Below are 17,210 nucleotides of genomic sequence, written 5' to 3' on the forward strand. Positions count from 1 at the left end.
CACGCAGGTTCATCGCACCGCTCCCCGCGCGGACGGCATCGGCAACGCCAGGCCGGGGCTCGGGTAGTTCGGGTTGAACTCCATCGCCGCCTGCGTGTGGCCCGCCAGGCGCACGCGCTTCTTGCCAGGCATTTGCGCGACGACGGCGTTCGGCTCGACGGCGACGATGCGCATGCCGGTCGGCAGTTCGCTGCCGGCCTGCACGTCCAGCATGCTGCCGTCGGCCATCTCCAGCGTCGCGTACAGCCGGCCGCCCAGCCCTTCGATGGCCCGCACCACCGGCTGGCCCACCGGCGGCGGCTGGGTGATCGCCACGCCCAGCGCCTGCTTGGCGGCGATCTCGTTCTGCTTGGCGATGATCGACGACTGCACCTCCAGCTGCCGCTCGCGCGCCTTCAGCAGCAAGGTCTCGGCCTCGATGCGGGTCAGGCTCGCGGCGGCGCTTTGGGCCATGTTCTGGGCCGCCGCGGGGAGCGCCGCGCAGATTGCCAGCGCGGCCGCGCAATAGTGCTTACTTTGCATAGATCACTCCTTCGATTAACCAGGCCATGCCCTTGTAGGTGGCCTTTTCCACGCGCACGCCCGGCTGGTCCAGCAGCGCCGCGATCTGGTGCGGTTCCAGGCCGTGCGCATCGAGCGCGAACGTCCACGCCTGCCACGGCGGCGGTGTCGCGGGCTGGCCCGGCGCCGGTGGCGCGGGCTTCTTCGGCACCACCTTGAACGGCACGCCGACAGCCTGCAGGCTCGACATCACCGTATCGAGCACGCGGTCGGGCGCCTGCAACGTCTCGCCACCCGCCGGCTGGGCCTTGCGGGGCAGCGGCTGCACCAGCGTGGCGCGGTCGCCGCTGGGCGCCACCTGCGCGGCCGGCACCATTGCGCGCAGCATCGCCACTGTCGAGCCTTGCCGCGACCACGCGTAGCGCAGCCGGTCCGGTTCGCACACGTATTCGTCCAGGTGCCAGCCGCCGGGCGTCAGGTGTACCAGCTGGTCGGCGCAGCGGCCCAGCGTGGCGGCCGGCCGCGGCAACGCGAGCCACGGTTGCGCGGTCGCCGCCTGGCGCTCGCGGATCATCTTCTGCACGGCGAGGAAGCGTTCCTGCTGCTGGCGTTCCTGCTCGGCGTGCCACGCCCGCCAGCCGAACAGCGCACCGCACGCGGTGGCGGCCAGGCCGGCACCGGCGGCCGCCATCACCCAGGCCGGGCGGCGCTGGTTGATCGGCCGCAGCCGCCACCAGCCGTACACGCGCACGGCGCCGTCCTTGCGATGCGGCAGCAGGCTGTCGATCGTGCGCGCATTGAAGTTGTGGAAGCCCAGGTCGGCCAGTTCCGGTTCGCCGATGACGACGTTCCAGCCGCCCAGCGCGTAGTCCGTGTGCAGCCGGTCCAGCACTTCTTCCCGGCTGCCGGCGAAGTCGCCGTTCGGCAGGAAGTTCGCGTCGCGCACGGCGAAATAAGCCCATTGGTCGTCCGGCAGGCGGAAGGCGCCCAGCCAGTTGTGCACCGGCTGCAGCACGCCGTCGTACCACGCGCCTTCCAGCGCCAGCGTCTTCGACACGGCCGCGGCCAGCGAATACTGCACGCGGCTGGCGCCGTCGCGGCTGTGCGCGAAACCCGCCTGCGCCGTGCTCTGGTCGCGCCGCACGACGGCCAGGTCCGAGTCGATCTTGCGGCCCAGGTCCGCCGCCTCGCGCAGCAGCTCGCGCGGGCGCGACAGCGACTGCCAGAACAGCCCGCAAACAAAGCGGTGCTTGCCGATCTGGGTGACATGGACGGCCATTTACGCACCCGCCATCGTCACCGGGGTAATCAGGATCACGATCACCTCCTTGTTGCTGTTGGCGCGCACGCCGCCGCCCAGCAGCGCGTTCTTCGGCGAACCGACGCCGCGGTTGTCGATGTTCTCGTCGGTCTGCTCGAAGCCGCTGATGACGAGCGTCTCGCTGGACTTCATCGACACGCGCTGCAGGAAGTTGCGGGTATCGAGTTCCGGCGTCTCGATGCGGGTATTGTTCGCGCCCTCGATCGTGCGCAGGCCGCGCAGGGTCGAGATGTCGATCGAGAACTGCAGCATCACCGTGCCGTTCGTCAGCACGTGCGGCAGGATGCTCATGTTGAAGCCCGCCGACACGGTGCCCGGCACCAGCGACGACTGGCTGCCCACCTGCGCCACGATCGACGTCTGCGCGCTTGCCAGGTAGCTGGTCTGGCGTGCCACCTGCACGGGCACCGGCTGGTTGTTCAGCGTGACAACGGAGGCCGTCGTCTGGCGCCGCACCTTGCCCTGCTGCGACAGCGCCTTCACGAGCACGTCGCTGCCCGCCCACTTCGAATTGCCGACGATGCCGGCCGAGAAGCCGACGGGGTTCGTGGCGCTGGCGGGGAACACGTTCTGGATGCCGTACGTGCGTTTCAGGCCCTTGTAGACGAGGTTCCAGTCGATGCCGTATTCGTCGCCCCGGTTCAGGCTCACGGACAGCACGGTGACGTTGATCGCGATCTGCCGCGACAGCGCCTTGTTCTCGCTGTCGACGTAGGCGGCGATGCGCTGCAGCGAATCGGGCGTGTCGACGACGGTGATCGCCCCGGTGGCGGGCGATGCCAGCACCTTGCCATGCGGCGAGAGCATCACCTTGATCGCGCTTTCGATGCCCGTGTAGACGGACAGCTTCGACGCGACGCCCGTGTTCTGCGAATTGTTCGCCGAGATCGTGCCGCCGTTGCCGCTGCCGCCGGCACCGCCACCGCTGGCGGAGCCGCCCTGCCCGCCGCTGCCGCCGGACGACGAACTGGCGCCGCTGACGACGCTGGCCGTGAACGTGGAGTCGCCCGGCACGGCGTTGATCTGGAACGTGCGCGCTTCCGTGTGGAAGAACTGGATCACGCCATCCGTGTACTTCCACGACACGCCGAAGCGCGCCGCCGCCGTGTCCAGCAAGCCCTTGAACGAGCCGTTCGCATAGGTGATGCGGATGCCGCCGGAAGGGTCCGGCTGGAACGTGGCGCGCGCCGTGTCCTTCGGCGCCGGCCCGTCGCCCGGCGCACCGGGAGTACCGGGCGGCAGCGGCGGCACGGCGGACCCGTTGCTGCCCTTCAGCGCCGGCAGCGCGCGGCCGCCGCGCCGGAACGATTCCGCGGCCACGGCCTGCGCATCGGCATTCACGCGGCTGGGGATGCCGGAGCGCAGCGTCAACCGCTCGGCCAGTTCGGACAGCGAGCCGATGCTGCGGTCGAACGTGGCGCTCTGGTAGAACACGGGCGGCAGCGGCGGCTCGCCCAGCTTGATGGGGCTCTTGCCCAGCCAGATGCCGCGCTCGTGCTGCACCAGCGCCGTATCCGGCACGACGGAACCCGGTGCGGCCTTGCCCACTTCGCGCACGAGGCCCGAGGTCTTGCCGTCCGCCTCGTCGGCATTCGCTTCGATGCGGTCCGCCAGCGGCGAGCAGCCGGCCAGCGTCAGTGCGCCCAGTGCCGCCAGCATGCGGCGCGCGATGATCGTCCGTTCCATCATTGCGCTCCCTTCGCCATGATGCGCAGCACCTTGTTCCCCTGGTAGAAGACGGCCTTCATCGGAATCTCGGCGCCTTCCATGCTGGTGACGACGAGCGCCACCGCGTCTTCGAACTTGCCCGGAATCGTCGTGCGGGCCTGCACCGCGTAATCGACGGGCAGCTCCCACAGCAGCTGCCAGCCGGCCGCCGCGGCCCAGCGGGCCAGCGCGGCGTTCAGCGTGCGGTCCGTCAGCGCGATTTCCCACGTATCGCCGCCGGCCGCCGGCTGCTGCAGCGCGCCGGGGGCCGGCAGCGGTGCCGGCTCGGTGCTCTTCGCTTCCTGGGCGGCGGTGACGGTGCCGTTGTCGCGCTTCTTCGGGCGATTGATGCGTTTCGGCGCCGGCTTTGCCGCGGGCTTCTCGGCGGCGGCCGGGGCGCTTTCCTGCGCCACCGGGCCGGCGACCGGCGCCGCCAGTGCCTGCGCGGGCAGCGCGACACAGCCGATCAGCCAGGCTAGGACGGCGGCGCGGCATGCCGTCGGAGGGGTGAAAAGGCCGGCAGCGCGACGCGGCGTGCCGGAACGTGCATATGTGGGAGACAAAGCGGTTCCTCCTGTGCGTCGTTGAGGGCCGCACGGGCATCGCGCCCGTGCTGCTCATATGACAATTATGGTAGCGAAGCCGGGATCAAAATTTCTCAACAAAACTCATCGCGCTCGATCGCCCCGCCCCGGCGAGACGGCGGCCGGAATCAGCGCCCACGGCGACGTGGCGGCCGGCCGGGCGGCCAGCGGCGGTGGGGTACCGGGCGGCAGCGCCGGCATCGCTTCGGCTTCCGTGCGGGCCGGCGCAGGCGGTACGCGCTTCTTCGGCGCGTCGAGCGCCGGGGGGCGTTCGGCGGCCTGCAGCGCCGGTTTTTCGCGCACGGGGGCCGGCGCCGGCAGCGGCAGCAGCGGCGCTCCCATGGGTGCGGACGGCGGTGGCGGCGGCAGGTTCGACGCGATGCCCGCCTCTCGCGCCGCTTCCCGGCCCCGCGCGGCCGCCTTCGACGTGGCGACCGCCGGGGTGCCCGCCGTGGAAGTCAGCCGCGGCGTCAGCAGGAACAGCCGTTCCCGCGTGCTGGCCGAGCGGTTCTCGGTGCGGAACAAGCCGCCGACGAGCGGCAGGTCGCCCAGCACGGGCACCTTCTGCTTGTCCGTCGACAGCCGCTCGGCCCGATAGCCGCCGATCATCAGCGTCTGCTGCGAATCGATGATGGCCTGCGTGCTGATCGTCGAGCGGGTCACGTTGACGTTGCTGTTCTTTGCGCCGGCCGCCTGGTTGTCCAGCGAGCCGTCCTCGATGTCCACCTCCAGGTGCACGCGGGTGGCAGGGCCTTCACGGATGATGCGGGGGATCACGCGCAGCATCGTGCCGGCCGTGACGTCCGCCAGGTCCGCCACCCGCTCGCCCACCAGCGACACGTACGCGCTCTGCGAGAGGTCCAGCACGGCGGCCACGTTATCGATCGTCAGCACCGTCGGCGTCGCGAGCACTTTCGCTTCGCCGTTCGCCTCCATCGCCTTCAAGCGCGCATAGAAGCGGGCCGCATCGCTGATGAGCAGCGTGGCGCCGGCCACCGGCAGCGTCGCGCCCAGCGAGTCGGTCGCCGTGGCATTGACCACCGCGTTGACGGCGCCGGCGCGCACGCCCCACTCCACGCCCATCTCGGCCAGCCGGTTGCGGTCGATGTCGACGATCAGCGCCTCGATCTCGATCTGCTGCGGCTGCACATCCAGTTGCGCAATCAGTTCCGCGTACATGGCCCGCTTGTCCGCCGTGTCGTAGATGAGGATCGCGTTCAGCGCGGGATTGGCTTCGATGCGGGGGCGGCGCTCGTCCTCGCCGCGACTGCGCGGTTCGCTCCGGTCGGCGTGACCCTCGGAGGACGTGCGGCCCGCCGCGGGCGGGGTGCCGGCCGGCGGCGCGAAGATCGGCATGAACGTGCTGCCGCCGGCCCCTTCCCTTCCCCGCTCGTGCCCCACTTCCCGAGCGCCGCCCGCCCCCACCTTCGGCAGCCGCGAACGCTTCGAGCTGCCCGCGTCCAGCTCCGGCACGTCGGCCAGCTTGCCGGGCGACGAAGGGCCGAACAGCAGGTTCGACAGGATCGTCTTCACGCCGGGGATCGTTTCCGTCTGCCCCCGCACGTTGATCACGCGGTCGTTGACGCTGGCGTACTTCAGCCGGAACATCATCACGCGGCGCGCCTTCGCATCGGCACGGCGTTCGTCCGGCATCAGGATGTCGCGCGCCAGGTTCACATAGGCGCGCGGGCCGCTGACGATGACGGTGCCCGTGTCGGGCAGCTCGCCCCAGCCGAAGCGCTCGTCGTACAGGCCCACGCCGACGAGGGCCGCCTTGGCATCCTGCACCGCGTCCTCGCCCACGTCCAGGCGCAGCGACGCGTTGTCGTCCGCCGCCACCACGTACAGCGTGTCGTTGTAGACGAACCAGCGGAACGGCGCCGCCGCTGCCAGGCGGTTCAGGAACTCGGTGCCGCTGTCGCCCTTGAAGCGGCCCTTCAGCACCTTGTCGCCCTTCACGCTGTAGGAAAGGCGCACGTCGTACACGCGGGCGAACTGCTCCAGCACGGCGCGCAACCGCAAGTCGGTGGCGTCGATCGCGAACCCCGTCGTCTTCCAGCCGGCCGGCGGCGCCGCTTGCGCGAAGCCGGCCGGCTGCAGCAGCGCCGCCGCCAACGCCAACTGGGCCAAAACCCGGGCAAGCGCGCCCCGCAGCGTCACCGCAGGCCTCCGGCGAAGCGGACGCGGATGCGCTGCTCCTCCGCGCTGATGTCGTCGCGCCGCGGCCGGGCCGGCGCCAGCAGCGCGCGCCACAATGCCGTCTGGTTCAGCAGCTCTTCCAGCGGCTGGGCCGCATCGTGCCAGCCCTGGGCGCCGTCCAGCCAGCGGTTCAGCACGAGCGCCTGGCCGTCGTCGCCGACCGCGAGACCGGCATCGTAGTCGCGCGCGCTCTGGAACCCGGCGCGCGCCGCCGCCTCCAGCTGCGCCGTGCTGAAATTGCGCAGCAGGTAGACGCCCAGCTCGGCGCCGCCCGGCTGCCGCCGCAGGTACACGGTCTCGCCGTCGATGACGACGGGTTCGTCCTCCGGCAGCGTCGCCAGCCATTGATCGAGATGCTCGCCCATGTCACCGGGTCTCGTTCAGTACCGTTTTCAACGGCTTTTGCAGCAGGTTGAACTGCGCGTTCATCACCGTGTGCGTCACCGATTGCTCTTGCAGCAGCCGCACGAATTCGTTCGGATCGGTCGGTTCGCCATTGGTCTGGCGGCGCTGGAATTCATTGATGTTGGCGCAGGTATCGTCGAACCGGCGCGTCAACGTGCGCAGCGATTGCGCGACGGGGTTTTGATTGGTGGCCATGAAGCTCTCCGCTAGAGGTATCGGAACTGGAATGGGCGGCGGAGGTTGCGCCGCCCGCTACCGATTAGTGGCCGGCGGAGCTTTCCGGTTCGCCGGCGGCCGGCGGATTCGTCACAGCGAGAGTGAACGCCTGGGCCAGCGCGGCGGCGGCGGCCGTGAAATCGGCATGCCACTGGCCGCTGTCCGCTTCCAGCCGGCACGCGCCGGTGGCCAAGTCCGGGTCCGGCTGCACGGGCCATTGCCAGCCGCCGGCCAGCACCACATCGTCGGGATGCAGCCGCAGCACGGCGTTCGCCAACTTCGGCGGCGCCTCGCGCAGCACGCGGCGGTACGAGGCCGCCACCCGCTCTGCCGGCGGCGTCTCCAGTACCAGGCGCTCGAACAGCGTGCCGGCCAGGCCGGCCACGATGTCCTCGGCACCGTCGTACAGCCGCTCCAGCGCCGTGCGCAGACCGGCCAGCAGCGCGTCGGCGTCGCGCAGCACTTGCGCCTGCGCCGCCTCGGCGAGACGGGCCGCCTCGTCGCGCGCGGCTGCCAGCAGCGCATCGCGCTCCCGGTGTGCATCGGCCACGATGCGTTCGGCCAGCGCCTGCGCATCGGCCGTGTGCCGCAGGTCGGCGGCGCGCAGCACGCCATGCTCGGGCAACAACGCCGGATCAAGCGCGATGCGGGCAACGCAGAAGGCGCTCATGCAGCCTCCTGCCACGGCAACGCGGCACGCTCGGCGCACAGGCGCCAGCAGCGCGCCAGCCGGGGACTCGCGGCGGCGGCGCCGGCCGGCGCGATGTGGGCCGTTTGTTCGGGTGGCAGCAGCAGCCGCAGGCGCGGCCACAGGCCAGGGAAGCCGGCCGCCAGTGCCGCCGCCAGTTCGGCCAGGCCGCGGTCCGTACCGGCCAGGCCGGGCACCAGCGCCGTCAACGGCTGCGTCAGCGCCACGCTCATGCACCAGCGCCGCTGCGCCAGCGGCAGCCGGGCCAGCGCCGCGTGGTCGCGCTCGCGCGCCGCCAGCAGGCCGCCATACAGGCCGGCCGCCGTCTCCAGCGCCGGGCCGTCGCAGCGTGCCATTGCCTGCCATTGCGGGTCGAACGTGGCAGGCAGCGCTGCGGGCACTCCGGCCGCATCGCACCACAGCCGGTAGCCATGGCGCCGCGCCAGCTCACCAGCTGGTGCCGCGCCGTCCGGCCACGCTTGGGGCGCATACGGCAGCCGCCACGGCGTGTGCCACCAGTCGACGAAGGCGTCATCGGGCTGCATCATCCCGCCGCTCCCGCCGCGGCCGGCACCTTGCCCTTGGCGCGCTTGGCCAACAGGCGCGCGACGGCCGGATGGCGCCGCGCCACCGTGAACAGCGCGTAGCCGGCGGCCAGCGCCAGCAGCGTGCCCATGCCGATCAGGGTCCAGCGCAGCGCCGCCACCGAATGCGCCTCCGTCTTGAACGGCCCCACCATGGCCCACTCGACGGCGGGCGCCGCCGCTTCCGATGGCGTCAGCACGACGGTGACCTTGCTGCGGCCATCCTCGCCCACCAGGCCGGGAATGGCCGACGCGACGAGTTTACGCACGCGCGGCGCCAGCGCATCCTCGTCCATTGGCGGGCGGTACTTGATGAACACGGACGCCGACGAAGGCTGGATCGGTTCGCCCGGCGCGATCCGCTCGGGCAGCACGACGTGCACGCGCGCGGCCACCACGTTGTCGAACTGCTGCAGCGTGGCTTCCAGCTCTTCGGACAGGCCGTGCAGGTAGCGGATCCGCTCTTCCATCGGCGACGAGATCATGCCCTGCTTCTTGAACACCTCGCCCAGGTTGGCGCGGCTGCGGCGCGGCAGCCCGGCCGCCTGCAGCACGGCGGTGGCGCGCGGGATGTCGGCTTCCGCCACCAGCACGCTGACGCCGGCCTTGTCCTGGTGCTTCTCGGCGACGATGCCGGCGCCCGTCAGCTGCAGCACGATCTCGTTCGCATCGGCATCCTGCAATGCCGCCTGCAACGTCACGTTCTTGCCGCAGCCGGCCAGCATGGCGGCCAGCAGCAGCGCGGCACACAGCTTGCGCGCGCCCATGGTCATTGCAGCTTCGTCAGCGAATCGACCGACGTGCCGGCCTTGGACACGACCTTCGACACCGTCTGCACGCGCAGCTGGTACTCGTTCAGCGCCAGCATCGCGCGCATCATCTGCATCGAGTCGCCGCTGGCGGCGGCCTGTTCCAGCAGCCGCGACACGGTCTGCTGGTCCTTCTTCACGTCGCCCGCCAGGCTGGCGGCGCGGCCGGCGATCACCTGGCCCAGCGACTCGCCCTGCGGGATCGACGGCCGGCCGGAGAACGTCATGTGCTTGTCCAGCGCGGCACGGAACGCGGCGCTGTCGCCATGGTCGATGTGCATCGCATCGATGCGGATCTCGGTCTTGCCGATTGCCGCCGTGGTCGCAGGGGAGGCGGCGGCGGTATTGGTTACGGTAGGAGTCATCGTATTTCCTCGTCGGTGGTTGCTGCTGTGGCCATCAGTGGCGCGGCCACGTACGAACGTTCCGTCAATACAGCCGCTCTTCCAGGCCGCGGCAGAATTCGCCGCCGCAGCCGTGCGGGCTGCTGGGGTCGCACTGGCCCGCGCTGCCGCAGCGGCGCTCGCAGGCGGCGCGCGAGCTTGGCCGCAGCGGCGGCAGCGTACTGCCGCGCCGCACCGGTTGGCGCAGCTGCACGGTGCCGTTGCCCGCCACCAGCGCCAGGTGGTGGGCGCGGTCGCCGCTGCCGATGATCGGTTCGGCGGCGCACGCTTCCGGGTCGCACAGCAGGTCGTCTTCCGGCACGGGCGGCGGGGGTGGCGGCGGTTTCACGTGCTTCAACGCGCGGGGCGTGGCTTGCGTGGGCGGGGGCGGCGCGGCGGGCAGCTCGGGCTTTTTCATGCCATCTCCCCGCGCGCGCTCGGCGGCGGCTCGCCGCGGCTTTCCAGCTCCGCCTCGCGCTGCGCCGGCGGCACGCCCAGCGCCATCATCTCGTGCACCACCGCGTACACGTACGCCACCGCCTCGTAGCTCGCGCGCGGCACCTCGGTATCGGGCTTGCAGGTCGCATACAGCGTACGCGCCAGCCACACGTGCCGGATCACGGGAATGCCCAGCTGGCGGGCGCGCGCGATCATCGCCTGCGCCGTGTCGTCGCGGCCCTTCGCCAGCACCAGCGGCACCATCGCCTCGTTCGGGTCGTAGAACAGCGCCACCGCGAAGTGGGTAGGATTGACGACGACCGCGTTGGCATCCTCGGTGCGCGCCGCGGGCGCCTCGTTGGCCCATTGCCGCGCCAGCTGCTTGCGCTGGCCCTTGATCATCGGATCGCCTTCGGATTCCTTGTATTCGCGCTTGATCTCTTCCATGTCCATCATCAGCTCCTTGCGGTGGAAGTGCTTCTGCACGGCGAAGTCGATCACGGCAAGGATCAGGCAGATGACGATCACCGTATGGAAGATTCCCCGCAGCAGCTGGATGAAGCCCGTGTACGCGTCCTTCGGTTCGCCGCCGGCCAGCCGCACGATATTGGGCAGCTCGGCGCGCGCCAGCACATAGACCATCCAGCCGATCAGCGCCGCCTTGCCGACGGTGATCAGCAGTTCGATCAGCTTCTTCTTCGAGAAGATCTGCTTGATGCCGTTCATGGGATTGAGCTTGTCGAACTTCGGCGTCACGGATTCGGGCGAGATCAGGATGCCGAACTGGCCCCAGTGCCCCGCCACGGCGCAGACGATGCAGACGACGAAGCAGACGGCAAACACGATCAGCAGCAGGATCGCCGCCGATGCCGTGATCTCGCCCAGCGCGGGCAGGAACGGCTGGCCGACACTGGCTATGCCGAACGTCATCAACGACTGCACGGATTCCCGCCACAGCGGTTCGGTGGCGAACGCGATCTCGGCGATCGCCACCAGGGTGACGAGCCGCGCCAGGTCACGGCTGACGGGCACCTGGCCACGCTTCCTGGCATCCTCGATCTTCTTGTCTGTGGGCTCTTCGGTTTTGTCGTCGCTCATCGCTTGCCTCCGCCGATCAATTCCGGCACGACGTCCAGCAGGCCGGCGAAGTCGCCCGCCACGTAATGGGAAAACGTGGGCCAGTACAGCAGCAGGATCAACAGGCCCGTCAGGCTCTTGATCGGCGACGATGCGAACGACACCTGCAGGTTCGATGCGAACACGCCGATCACGGCAAACGCGAACTCGATCAGGATCAGCGGGATCAGCACCGGCGCGCCATACACGATGATGTGCCAGAACAGCGCGGCGAAGCGCTTGACCAGCACGTCGATGTGGCCCGGCTCGTACGGCGGCGACAGCGCATGGGCCGGCCACGTGCCGTAGCTCTCGATCAGCATGCGCGCCAGCGCGACGAACAGGCCCGCCTGCACCATCGCCAGCACGACGGCCTGCAGCAGCATCGCGCCGACGGCGCTGGCGTCACGGTCCACGCTGGCGTTGTTGGCCTGGATCTGGATCGGCGAGCGCTGGCTGTCCAGGATCGAGCCGACCGATTGCGCGACCCACATCGGCACTGCCAGGATCACGCCCAGCAGCAGGCCGATGCCCGCTTCCTTGAAGATCAGCATGCCGCAGTACAGGAAGTCCGGCGCCGTGTCGCGCACGAACGCGAACGTGGGCAACGCGGCCGGCAACGCCACGGCCATGGCCGCGCTGTTCTTCGCCATCCCCGTCAGCGTGTTCAGGCCGAAGCCGGGCAGGATGACGAGGCAGACGAGCACGCGCGGCGTCACCAGCGCCAGCGCGATCAGCGCGTTCTGCAGGTCCAGCAGCAGCGAGCCGTGCATGTCAGCGGCCGACCGCCTGCACCAGCGTGAACGCCAGCTCGGCCAACTGCAGCAGCTCGACGCCGATCCAGCGCGCCATGCCCGTCAGCGTGACGGCCACGGCGACCAGCTTGACGACGTAAGGCAGGGTCTGGTCCTGGATCTGCGTGACGGCCTGGATCAGCGAGACCGTCACGCCGCACAGCGTGGCGATGATCAGCGGCGGGGCGGACAGCAGCACGGCCATCCACAGGCCCTGCTGGAAGTAGGCAAGCGTTTCAGCCATGGGAGCTTCCTGGTTGGAGTTCACGCATACAGGTCACGCATAAAGGTCACGCATAAGACAGCGCGAGCGCGTTGAGCAATTTGCCCCAGCCGCCGACCAGCGTGAACAGCAGCAGCTTCAGGGGAATCGTGATGGTTTGCGGGCTGACCTGCTGCATGCCGAGCGCCATCAGCAGGTTCGAGATCAGCAGGTCGATGACGACAAACGGGATGTAGATCAGGAAGCCGATCTCGTAGCCGGCCTGCAGTTCCGAGACGACGAACGCGGGGATCAGCACGAGCGCATCGCTGCTGCGCGCCTCGCGCGCCACGTCGGCCGGCCAGAGTTTTTTGGCGGAGGCGAGGAACATCTCGCGCTGGTCCGGATGGCTGTGCTTCTGCATGAATCCGTGGATCGGCTCGAACGCATCCTGCGCCTTCGCCAGCAGCGGCTGCGTGCCCGCCGTGGCCGACACGGGTGCCGTGGCACGGCGCGCCACTTCCTGCGCGGCCGGCGCCATCACGAAGATCGTCAGCGCCAGCGAGATGCCGTAGATCGCCAGCGTCGGCGGCACCTGCTGCACGCCGACCGCGTTGCGCAGCACCAGCAGCACCATCGAGATCTTCAGGAACGACGTCGTCGTTACCACCATCAGCGGTACCAGCGCCATCAGCGCCAGCATCACCGAGAAGGAAACGACGTCGTAGCTGCCCGTCAGCATGGCGCATCCCAGCGCGTGATGCGGATGCCCAGACGCCCGCCCACGTCGACGGCCTCGCCCTGCCCCAGTACCTTGCCGCCGCAGGCGATCGCGATCGCGCCGGCGCCGCCGTCGGCCAGTTCCAGCACGGTGCCGGCGCCGAGCGTGCGCAGCTCGCCCAGGGTCAGCGCCAGCGTGCCGAGGCGGAAATCGATGCGCAGCGCGGTGCCGTCCAGTGCGGCGGCTTCGGCACCTGCTTCGACACCACCGGCCACCGCTTCGCCCTGCTCTTCCATTGCTGCCTCCCCTGTCTGCAAAGTCAAGATTTCCAACGTGCCCGCCGCGCCGTGCCGCACGTGGGCACGATGCCCTGGCCACGCGAGCCATCCGGTGCCGTCCACGCCGATACGCGCCCGGTCCGGCAGCAGCACGTCGCCTGGCGCCAGCGCTCCCAGCGCAGCGGCCTGCAGCCGGTGGCTGGCCAGCGGCACCGGCAGGCGCACGAGGAGCGCCAGGAACGGTTCGGCCGGTGCCGGCACGGGCCGGAACGGTGCTGCCGCCAGCAGTGCGCACCAGGTGGCGGCGCCGGCGCTGGCGGTGGTGCCGAGCGCGTGACCGTCTTCCTGCAGCGTCAGGCGCAACGCGACGCCATCGGGCGACACGTCGGTCGCGGGCGCGACGCGCTGCGTGGTGGCGAACGGCCCGCCCTGCAGCCGCCCCAGCACGCTGGCGTGCAGCCAGCCGTCCAGGCCAGGGCCCACGTCGACGCCGGTCAGCGTGCGCAGGAACGTCACGCCGTCGGCCAGGTACAGCGTGCCGTACGGGCCTTGCAGCTGCAGCGCCTCGCCGTCCGTAGCTGGTGTGGCGGCGTCGAATGCGACCTGCAGCGTGGCGCCATCTCCCAGCGGCAGCACCAGCCCGCGGCCGATGCGGCGCGTCAGTCTGGCTTCGTTGGGATCGACGGCAGCGCGGGCCAGCGCCATCGCCGGCGGGTCGAGCGGAACAATATCGGTCATGCGGGGTCCTCGGCGTTGGCGCCGGCGCCGTCACAACACGGTCAGCCGCACGCTCCTGCCTATACGTCGCTCGACCTGGCCGGCCAGTTCCATCTGCTGGCGGCGCAGGCGGGCCGCCAGCGTGTCCGATTCGGGGGTCAGCAGGTAGCAGACGGTATCGGCCGACACATCGACGGCCACGCCCAGCGCGCTGCCGTCCGGCAGCAGCACTTCGAATACGCCGGAGGCTTCGGCGCCCGGCAGCAGCGCCGCGATCTCCGCGGGCGTCAGGCCGTCGTCCAGCGGTAACGGCGCGGCATCGAGGGCGAAGCAGCCGCCCTCCTCGCCGTCGCCGCCGCCGTCCTGCGACCCGCCGCCGTCGCGTTCCACCACGACGGGCACGCCGCCTTCGTCCCAGCCCGCGGGTGGCGGCCGCACGTCACGTGCCGGTGCCTCGTCGGCAAGGCGCGACTGCGCGGCCTTGCGCGACTGCTGCTGCGCCGCTGCCTGCGGCGCCGGGGGACGTGCCGGCGGCGGTGGTGGTGGTGGTGCCGCGGGGAGCGGCAAGCGCGCAGACCCCGGCACGCGCGCCCGTTTGGCCGGTGGCGCGAGCAAGGCGGCGATCCGGTCGTCCAGCAATGGCGATGACGGCATGATGGGTCCGAGCATGCGTCACTCCTCCGCGCGGCGCGCCTGCTCGCGCAGCTCGTCGCGCAGGATGCCCAGCTTTTCCTGCTGCCGCTGGGCGGCCCGTACCGCATCCAGCGCGTCGAAGAACGCGCGCTGCGCCGCGTGGCAGCGGCCCAGCTCCTCGCGCCAGCGCAGGTAGCCCGCGGCCGCCTCCTCCTTCATCTTTTCGTAGCGGGCTTTCGCCGCGCCGAACTGGCCCGTCGTCGACGTCATCGCGAAGAACGCGGCGCGCGCCTCCTGCCAGAACGCGGCCGTCTCGGCCAGCAGCCGGCGCCGCTCCAGCTTCTTCGCACGCAGTGCCTCGCGCTGGCCGCGCCAGCGCTGGCGCGCCTCGTTACGCTCCCGTTCCAGCCGGCCCAGGCGCTGCTTGCGCACGTGCAGCAGCTTGCCCAGGCTGTCGTCCTGCCGGCGCGGCTCGGCCACGTCGACCACCTCCCGTTTGGCACGCCGCGGCATCATGCGGCCATCCCCTGCAACGTGGCGATCGTGTCGTCGAACGGCGCGCTGCCGCTGGTGTCCTGGCGCAGGAACGCCAGCTGCTGCGGGCGTAGCTGCACGGCGCGGTCGGCCACGGGATCGCTGCCGGCCTTGTACTCGCCCAGGCGAATCAGCAGTTCCATCTCCTGATAGCGGGCCAGCAGCTCGCGGAAGCTGAACGCGGCCTTGCGGTGCTCGCGCGTCGTCACATTGCTCATCACGCGGCTGATGCTGGCCAGCACGTCGATGGCCGGATAATGCCCCTGCTCGGCCAGTTTGCGGGTCAGCAGGATGTGCCCGTCCAGCAGCGATTTCGCTTCGTCGCCGATCGGGTCGGATGCCGACTCGCCATCGACGAGCACCGTGTACATCGCCGTGACGGAGCCTTCCGGCGTGCTGCCAGCCCGCTCGATCAGCCGCGGCAGCATCGTGTAGACGGACGGCGTGAAGCCGCCCCGCGCCGGCGGCTCGCCGGCGGCCAGGCCGATCTCGCGCTGGGCGCGGGCAAAGCGCGTCAGCGAATCGATCAGCAGCAGCACCTTCTTGCCGCGGGCGCGGAACGCCTCGGCGATCGCGGTCGCCGTGAACGCGGCGCGCGAGCGCTCCATCGACGTGCGGTCCGACGTGGCGCAGACGATGATCGTCTTCTTCACCAGCTCCGCATCCAGCTCGTGCTCGAGGAATTCGTTCAGCTCGCGGCCCCGTTCGCCGATCAGGCCGAAGATCACCGCTTCCGCTTCGCAGCCGCGCGCAATGGCGGCCATCAACGTCGTCTTGCCGCAGCCGGGGCCCGCAAACACGCCGATGCGCTGGCCCAGGCCCATCGTCAGCAGGCCGTCGATGGCACGTACGCCCGTCGCCAGCGGCGTCGCGATGCGGGGACGGTCGCTGGCCTTCGGCGCATCGCGGATCACCGGCACCGTCGTGCGCCACGTGGGCACATTGTCCGCCGCGACCGGGGCGCGGAACATCACGCGGCCGAAGCCATCGAGCACGCTGCCGAACAGGTGGTCGCCCGCCTCGATCACGTGCGAACGGCGCAGCGGCTCGATGATCGTCGCCGTCGACACCCCTTCCAGAGGGCTCAACGCCGACAGGATCGCGCAACGCTCCGTGAAGCCCACCACCTCGGCCAGCATTGGTTCACCCGTCCGGCCCGGATGGAACAGGTGGCACAACTCGCCGATGCGCACCGGCGGCATGTGCGCCTCGATCAGCGTGCCGAGCACTTGCGACACCTTGCCGCGTGCCGAGAAGCCCGGCTGCGCGGGCAGCGCGGCCGTCCATGCCGGCACGGTGGCGCGCAGGCGGTGCAGCACCGCATCCAGCTCGGCCGGTGCGTTCACCACTTCACCTCGATCGCGCGCTCGCCGTTGAAGCGCAGCCGGTTGCCGTCAATCGCCACCAGCTTCACGCCGCGATAGTCGTCGCCCGGATACAGCCGCTGGCCGTCGTCCGTGACGATACTGGCGTTCGCGCCCGTGATCACCTGCGTGACACGGAACGGCAGCATCGCATCCGGCCCGCCGATCCGCACGTCGATCGGGAACTCGATCTTGTGCGTGGCGACGAAGGCGGCCAGGATGCGCTTGAAGCGCGCCGTTTCCTCGTCGTCCAGCGCGGCGCGCAACGTCCACGCGCGGTCGTCCAGCTGCAGGTCGAAGCGGCGCAGCAGGTCCACTTCTGCCAGGCGCTGGCGAAATGCCTGGCGCAGCGCTTCCGGCGTCGGCGGCTTTGGTGGCACGGGTTTCACCACCGCGACCTGCGCCGGCGCCGGCGGCGCGGTGCGCGACGAATACGCATACGTGCCGACCGCCAGCAGCATCACGCCCAGCGCGGCCGGCAGCAGCACCATGCGGGTGCGGCGGCGCGGCTTCGCTGCCGCCATCGGCGCCGGCTCGGGTTCGGGCGCCGCCTCGGCCGGAGTGTCGACCAGCGCATCGTCATCGACGGCCGGGCCCTCCTCCTGCTGCGCCGCTTCCTCCTCCGTCTCTTCCTGATCCTGCTGCTCCTGCGGCTCATCCGGCGCACTGCCGGCCGGCGGATCGGGCGGCGGGTCCTGCCAAGGCGCGTCGCCCTCGCTCACCGTTACCCACACGTTGCCCACGCGCGCCGCCGCGCCGGGCGGCAGCACGTGCTGGTCTTCCGCGGCGTCGTGCCGCGCGCCCTTCACGGCGCCATCCATCGCCAGCAGCGACCAGCCGCCGGATTCCAGGCGGAGCATCGCGTGCCGCTGGGCGATACCGGGATCGACCAGCACCACGTCGGCGTCGTCGCTGGCACCGATCAGTTGCGGTTGTTCGTCGACGGGCAGGCTGGCGCCCCGGTGCAGGCCGCTCAGCACCCGCAATTCAAAGGGGATGCGATCGTTCATGCAATG

Annotated in this window: 21 protein-coding genes; all 21 read right to left on the bottom strand. The window is 70.6% G+C overall.

Annotated features, from left to right (window positions below; translation table 11 throughout):
- Positions 1-9: 9 nt before the first annotated feature.
- On the bottom strand, positions 10-522 hold the full coding sequence (gene pilP, locus IP92_RS27175; protein ID WP_145881284.1) for a type IV pilus biogenesis protein PilP: 513 nt from the start codon (positions 520-522) through the stop codon (positions 10-12).
- Positions 512-1,780 (bottom strand): type 4b pilus protein PilO2, encoded by a 1,269-nt coding sequence (gene pilO2, locus IP92_RS27180; RefSeq protein ID WP_145881286.1) that lies wholly within the window; start codon positions 1,778-1,780, stop codon positions 512-514. Before pilO2 ends, pilP begins: the two co-directional genes overlap by 11 nt.
- Positions 1,781-3,508: a PilN family type IVB pilus formation outer membrane protein gene (gene pilN, locus IP92_RS27185; protein WP_371860991.1), complete on the bottom strand. Its 1,728-nt coding sequence runs from the start codon at positions 3,506-3,508 to the stop codon at positions 1,781-1,783.
- Complete coding sequence (locus IP92_RS27190; protein WP_229418997.1) at positions 3,508-4,092, bottom strand: TcpQ domain-containing protein; 585 nt, start codon at positions 4,090-4,092, stop codon at positions 3,508-3,510. Before IP92_RS27190 ends, pilN begins: the two co-directional genes overlap by 1 nt.
- Before the next feature lie 105 nt (positions 4,093-4,197).
- On the bottom strand, positions 4,198-6,273 hold the full coding sequence (gene sctC, locus IP92_RS27195) for a type III secretion system outer membrane ring subunit SctC (protein WP_229418998.1): 2,076 nt from the start codon (positions 6,271-6,273) through the stop codon (positions 4,198-4,200).
- Positions 6,270-6,677 carry a hypothetical protein gene (locus IP92_RS27200; RefSeq protein WP_145881288.1) on the bottom strand — a complete coding sequence of 136 codons (408 nt, stop codon included), beginning with the start codon at positions 6,675-6,677 and terminating at the stop codon, positions 6,270-6,272. The genes sctC and IP92_RS27200 overlap by 4 nt, the downstream gene beginning before the upstream one ends.
- 1 nt (position 6,678) lies before the next feature.
- Positions 6,679-6,912 carry a hypothetical protein gene (locus IP92_RS27205; RefSeq protein WP_145881290.1) on the bottom strand — a complete coding sequence of 78 codons (234 nt, stop codon included), beginning with the start codon at positions 6,910-6,912 and terminating at the stop codon, positions 6,679-6,681.
- A 64-nt stretch (positions 6,913-6,976) separates the two neighbouring features.
- On the bottom strand, positions 6,977-7,603 hold the full coding sequence (locus IP92_RS27210) for an HrpE/YscL family type III secretion apparatus protein (protein WP_145881292.1): 627 nt from the start codon (positions 7,601-7,603) through the stop codon (positions 6,977-6,979).
- Positions 7,600-8,169: a hypothetical protein gene (locus IP92_RS27215; RefSeq protein WP_145881294.1), complete on the bottom strand. Its 570-nt coding sequence runs from the start codon at positions 8,167-8,169 to the stop codon at positions 7,600-7,602. The genes IP92_RS27210 and IP92_RS27215 overlap by 4 nt, the downstream gene beginning before the upstream one ends.
- The gene (gene sctJ / locus IP92_RS27220) at positions 8,166-8,978 is read right to left on the bottom strand and encodes a type III secretion system inner membrane ring lipoprotein SctJ (protein ID WP_145881296.1); all 813 of its coding nucleotides are present in this window, start codon (positions 8,976-8,978) and stop codon (positions 8,166-8,168) included. The genes IP92_RS27215 and sctJ overlap by 4 nt, the downstream gene beginning before the upstream one ends.
- Positions 8,975-9,379: an EscF/YscF/HrpA family type III secretion system needle major subunit gene (locus tag IP92_RS27225; RefSeq protein WP_229418999.1), complete on the bottom strand. Its 405-nt coding sequence runs from the start codon at positions 9,377-9,379 to the stop codon at positions 8,975-8,977. The genes sctJ and IP92_RS27225 overlap by 4 nt, the downstream gene beginning before the upstream one ends.
- A gap of 64 nt (positions 9,380-9,443) precedes the next feature.
- Positions 9,444-9,815, bottom strand: coding sequence for a hypothetical protein (locus IP92_RS27230; RefSeq protein WP_145881299.1), 372 nt, complete (start codon positions 9,813-9,815; stop codon positions 9,444-9,446).
- Entirely contained in the window at positions 9,812-10,933 is a 1,122-nt protein-coding gene (gene sctU / locus IP92_RS27235; RefSeq protein WP_145881300.1) for a type III secretion system export apparatus subunit SctU, read from the bottom strand. The genes IP92_RS27230 and sctU overlap by 4 nt, the downstream gene beginning before the upstream one ends.
- On the bottom strand, positions 10,930-11,724 hold the full coding sequence (locus IP92_RS27240; protein WP_145881303.1) for an EscT/YscT/HrcT family type III secretion system export apparatus protein: 795 nt from the start codon (positions 11,722-11,724) through the stop codon (positions 10,930-10,932). Before IP92_RS27240 ends, sctU begins: the two co-directional genes overlap by 4 nt.
- 1 nt (position 11,725) lies before the next feature.
- Positions 11,726-11,989, bottom strand: a complete 264-nt coding sequence (gene sctS / locus IP92_RS27245; protein WP_145881305.1) for a type III secretion system export apparatus subunit SctS — start codon at positions 11,987-11,989, stop codon at positions 11,726-11,728.
- Between the two features lie 46 nt (positions 11,990-12,035).
- Positions 12,036-12,689: a type III secretion system export apparatus subunit SctR gene (gene sctR, locus IP92_RS27250; RefSeq protein ID WP_145881307.1), complete on the bottom strand. Its 654-nt coding sequence runs from the start codon at positions 12,687-12,689 to the stop codon at positions 12,036-12,038.
- On the bottom strand, positions 12,683-13,684 hold the full coding sequence (locus tag IP92_RS27255; RefSeq protein ID WP_145881309.1) for a FliM/FliN family flagellar motor switch protein: 1,002 nt from the start codon (positions 13,682-13,684) through the stop codon (positions 12,683-12,685). Before IP92_RS27255 ends, sctR begins: the two co-directional genes overlap by 7 nt.
- 30 nt (positions 13,685-13,714) lie before the next feature.
- Positions 13,715-14,332 (bottom strand): hypothetical protein, encoded by a 618-nt coding sequence (locus IP92_RS27260; protein WP_145881311.1) that lies wholly within the window; start codon positions 14,330-14,332, stop codon positions 13,715-13,717.
- A 3-nt stretch (positions 14,333-14,335) separates the two neighbouring features.
- Positions 14,336-14,812: a hypothetical protein gene (locus IP92_RS27265; RefSeq protein ID WP_145881313.1), complete on the bottom strand. Its 477-nt coding sequence runs from the start codon at positions 14,810-14,812 to the stop codon at positions 14,336-14,338.
- The gene (locus IP92_RS27270; protein WP_145881315.1) at positions 14,809-16,179 is read right to left on the bottom strand and encodes a FliI/YscN family ATPase; all 1,371 of its coding nucleotides are present in this window, start codon (positions 16,177-16,179) and stop codon (positions 14,809-14,811) included. Before IP92_RS27270 ends, IP92_RS27265 begins: the two co-directional genes overlap by 4 nt.
- Positions 16,173-17,204, bottom strand: coding sequence for an FHA domain-containing protein (locus IP92_RS27275; protein WP_145881317.1), 1,032 nt, complete (start codon positions 17,202-17,204; stop codon positions 16,173-16,175). Before IP92_RS27275 ends, IP92_RS27270 begins: the two co-directional genes overlap by 7 nt.
- Positions 17,205-17,210: the final 6 nt, after the last annotated feature.

Source organism: Pseudoduganella flava (assembly GCF_007830495.1).
In the GTDB taxonomy this organism is placed as follows: Bacteria; Pseudomonadota; Gammaproteobacteria; order Burkholderiales; family Burkholderiaceae_D; genus Rugamonas; species Rugamonas flava.

What these genes read in the sequence shown, in the direction of transcription:
- IP92_RS27210 (WP_145881292.1), bottom strand. Translation starts at nt 7,603, where the DNA reads ATGAGCGCCTTCTGCGTTGCCCGCATCGCGCTTGATCCGGCGTTGTTG.
- IP92_RS27225 (WP_229418999.1), bottom strand. Translation starts at nt 9,379, where the DNA reads ATGACTCCTACCGTAACCAATACCGCCGCCGCCTCCCCTGCGACCACG.
- IP92_RS27275 (WP_145881317.1), bottom strand. Translation starts at nt 17,204, where the DNA reads ATGAACGATCGCATCCCCTTTGAATTGCGGGTGCTGAGCGGCCTGCAC.
- sctS (WP_145881305.1), bottom strand. Translation starts at nt 11,989, where the DNA reads ATGGCTGAAACGCTTGCCTACTTCCAGCAGGGCCTGTGGATGGCCGTG.
- pilP (WP_145881284.1), bottom strand. Translation starts at nt 522, where the DNA reads ATGCAAAGTAAGCACTATTGCGCGGCCGCGCTGGCAATCTGCGCGGCG.
- pilN (WP_371860991.1), bottom strand. Translation starts at nt 3,508, where the DNA reads ATGGAACGGACGATCATCGCGCGCCGCATGCTGGCGGCACTGGGCGCA.
- IP92_RS27205 (WP_145881290.1), bottom strand. Translation starts at nt 6,912, where the DNA reads ATGGCCACCAATCAAAACCCCGTCGCGCAATCGCTGCGCACGTTGACG.
- IP92_RS27215 (WP_145881294.1), bottom strand. Translation starts at nt 8,169, where the DNA reads ATGATGCAGCCCGATGACGCCTTCGTCGACTGGTGGCACACGCCGTGG.
- IP92_RS27260 (WP_145881311.1), bottom strand. Translation starts at nt 14,332, where the DNA reads ATGCTCGGACCCATCATGCCGTCATCGCCATTGCTGGACGACCGGATC.
- IP92_RS27200 (WP_145881288.1), bottom strand. Translation starts at nt 6,677, where the DNA reads ATGGGCGAGCATCTCGATCAATGGCTGGCGACGCTGCCGGAGGACGAA.
- IP92_RS27230 (WP_145881299.1), bottom strand. Translation starts at nt 9,815, where the DNA reads ATGAAAAAGCCCGAGCTGCCCGCCGCGCCGCCCCCGCCCACGCAAGCC.
- IP92_RS27255 (WP_145881309.1), bottom strand. Translation starts at nt 13,684, where the DNA reads ATGACCGATATTGTTCCGCTCGACCCGCCGGCGATGGCGCTGGCCCGC.
- IP92_RS27240 (WP_145881303.1), bottom strand. Translation starts at nt 11,724, where the DNA reads ATGCACGGCTCGCTGCTGCTGGACCTGCAGAACGCGCTGATCGCGCTG.
- sctU (WP_145881300.1), bottom strand. Translation starts at nt 10,933, where the DNA reads ATGAGCGACGACAAAACCGAAGAGCCCACAGACAAGAAGATCGAGGAT.
- sctJ (WP_145881296.1), bottom strand. Translation starts at nt 8,978, where the DNA reads ATGACCATGGGCGCGCGCAAGCTGTGTGCCGCGCTGCTGCTGGCCGCC.
- IP92_RS27265 (WP_145881313.1), bottom strand. Translation starts at nt 14,812, where the DNA reads ATGATGCCGCGGCGTGCCAAACGGGAGGTGGTCGACGTGGCCGAGCCG.
- sctR (WP_145881307.1), bottom strand. Translation starts at nt 12,689, where the DNA reads ATGCTGACGGGCAGCTACGACGTCGTTTCCTTCTCGGTGATGCTGGCG.
- pilO2 (WP_145881286.1), bottom strand. Translation starts at nt 1,780, where the DNA reads ATGGCCGTCCATGTCACCCAGATCGGCAAGCACCGCTTTGTTTGCGGG.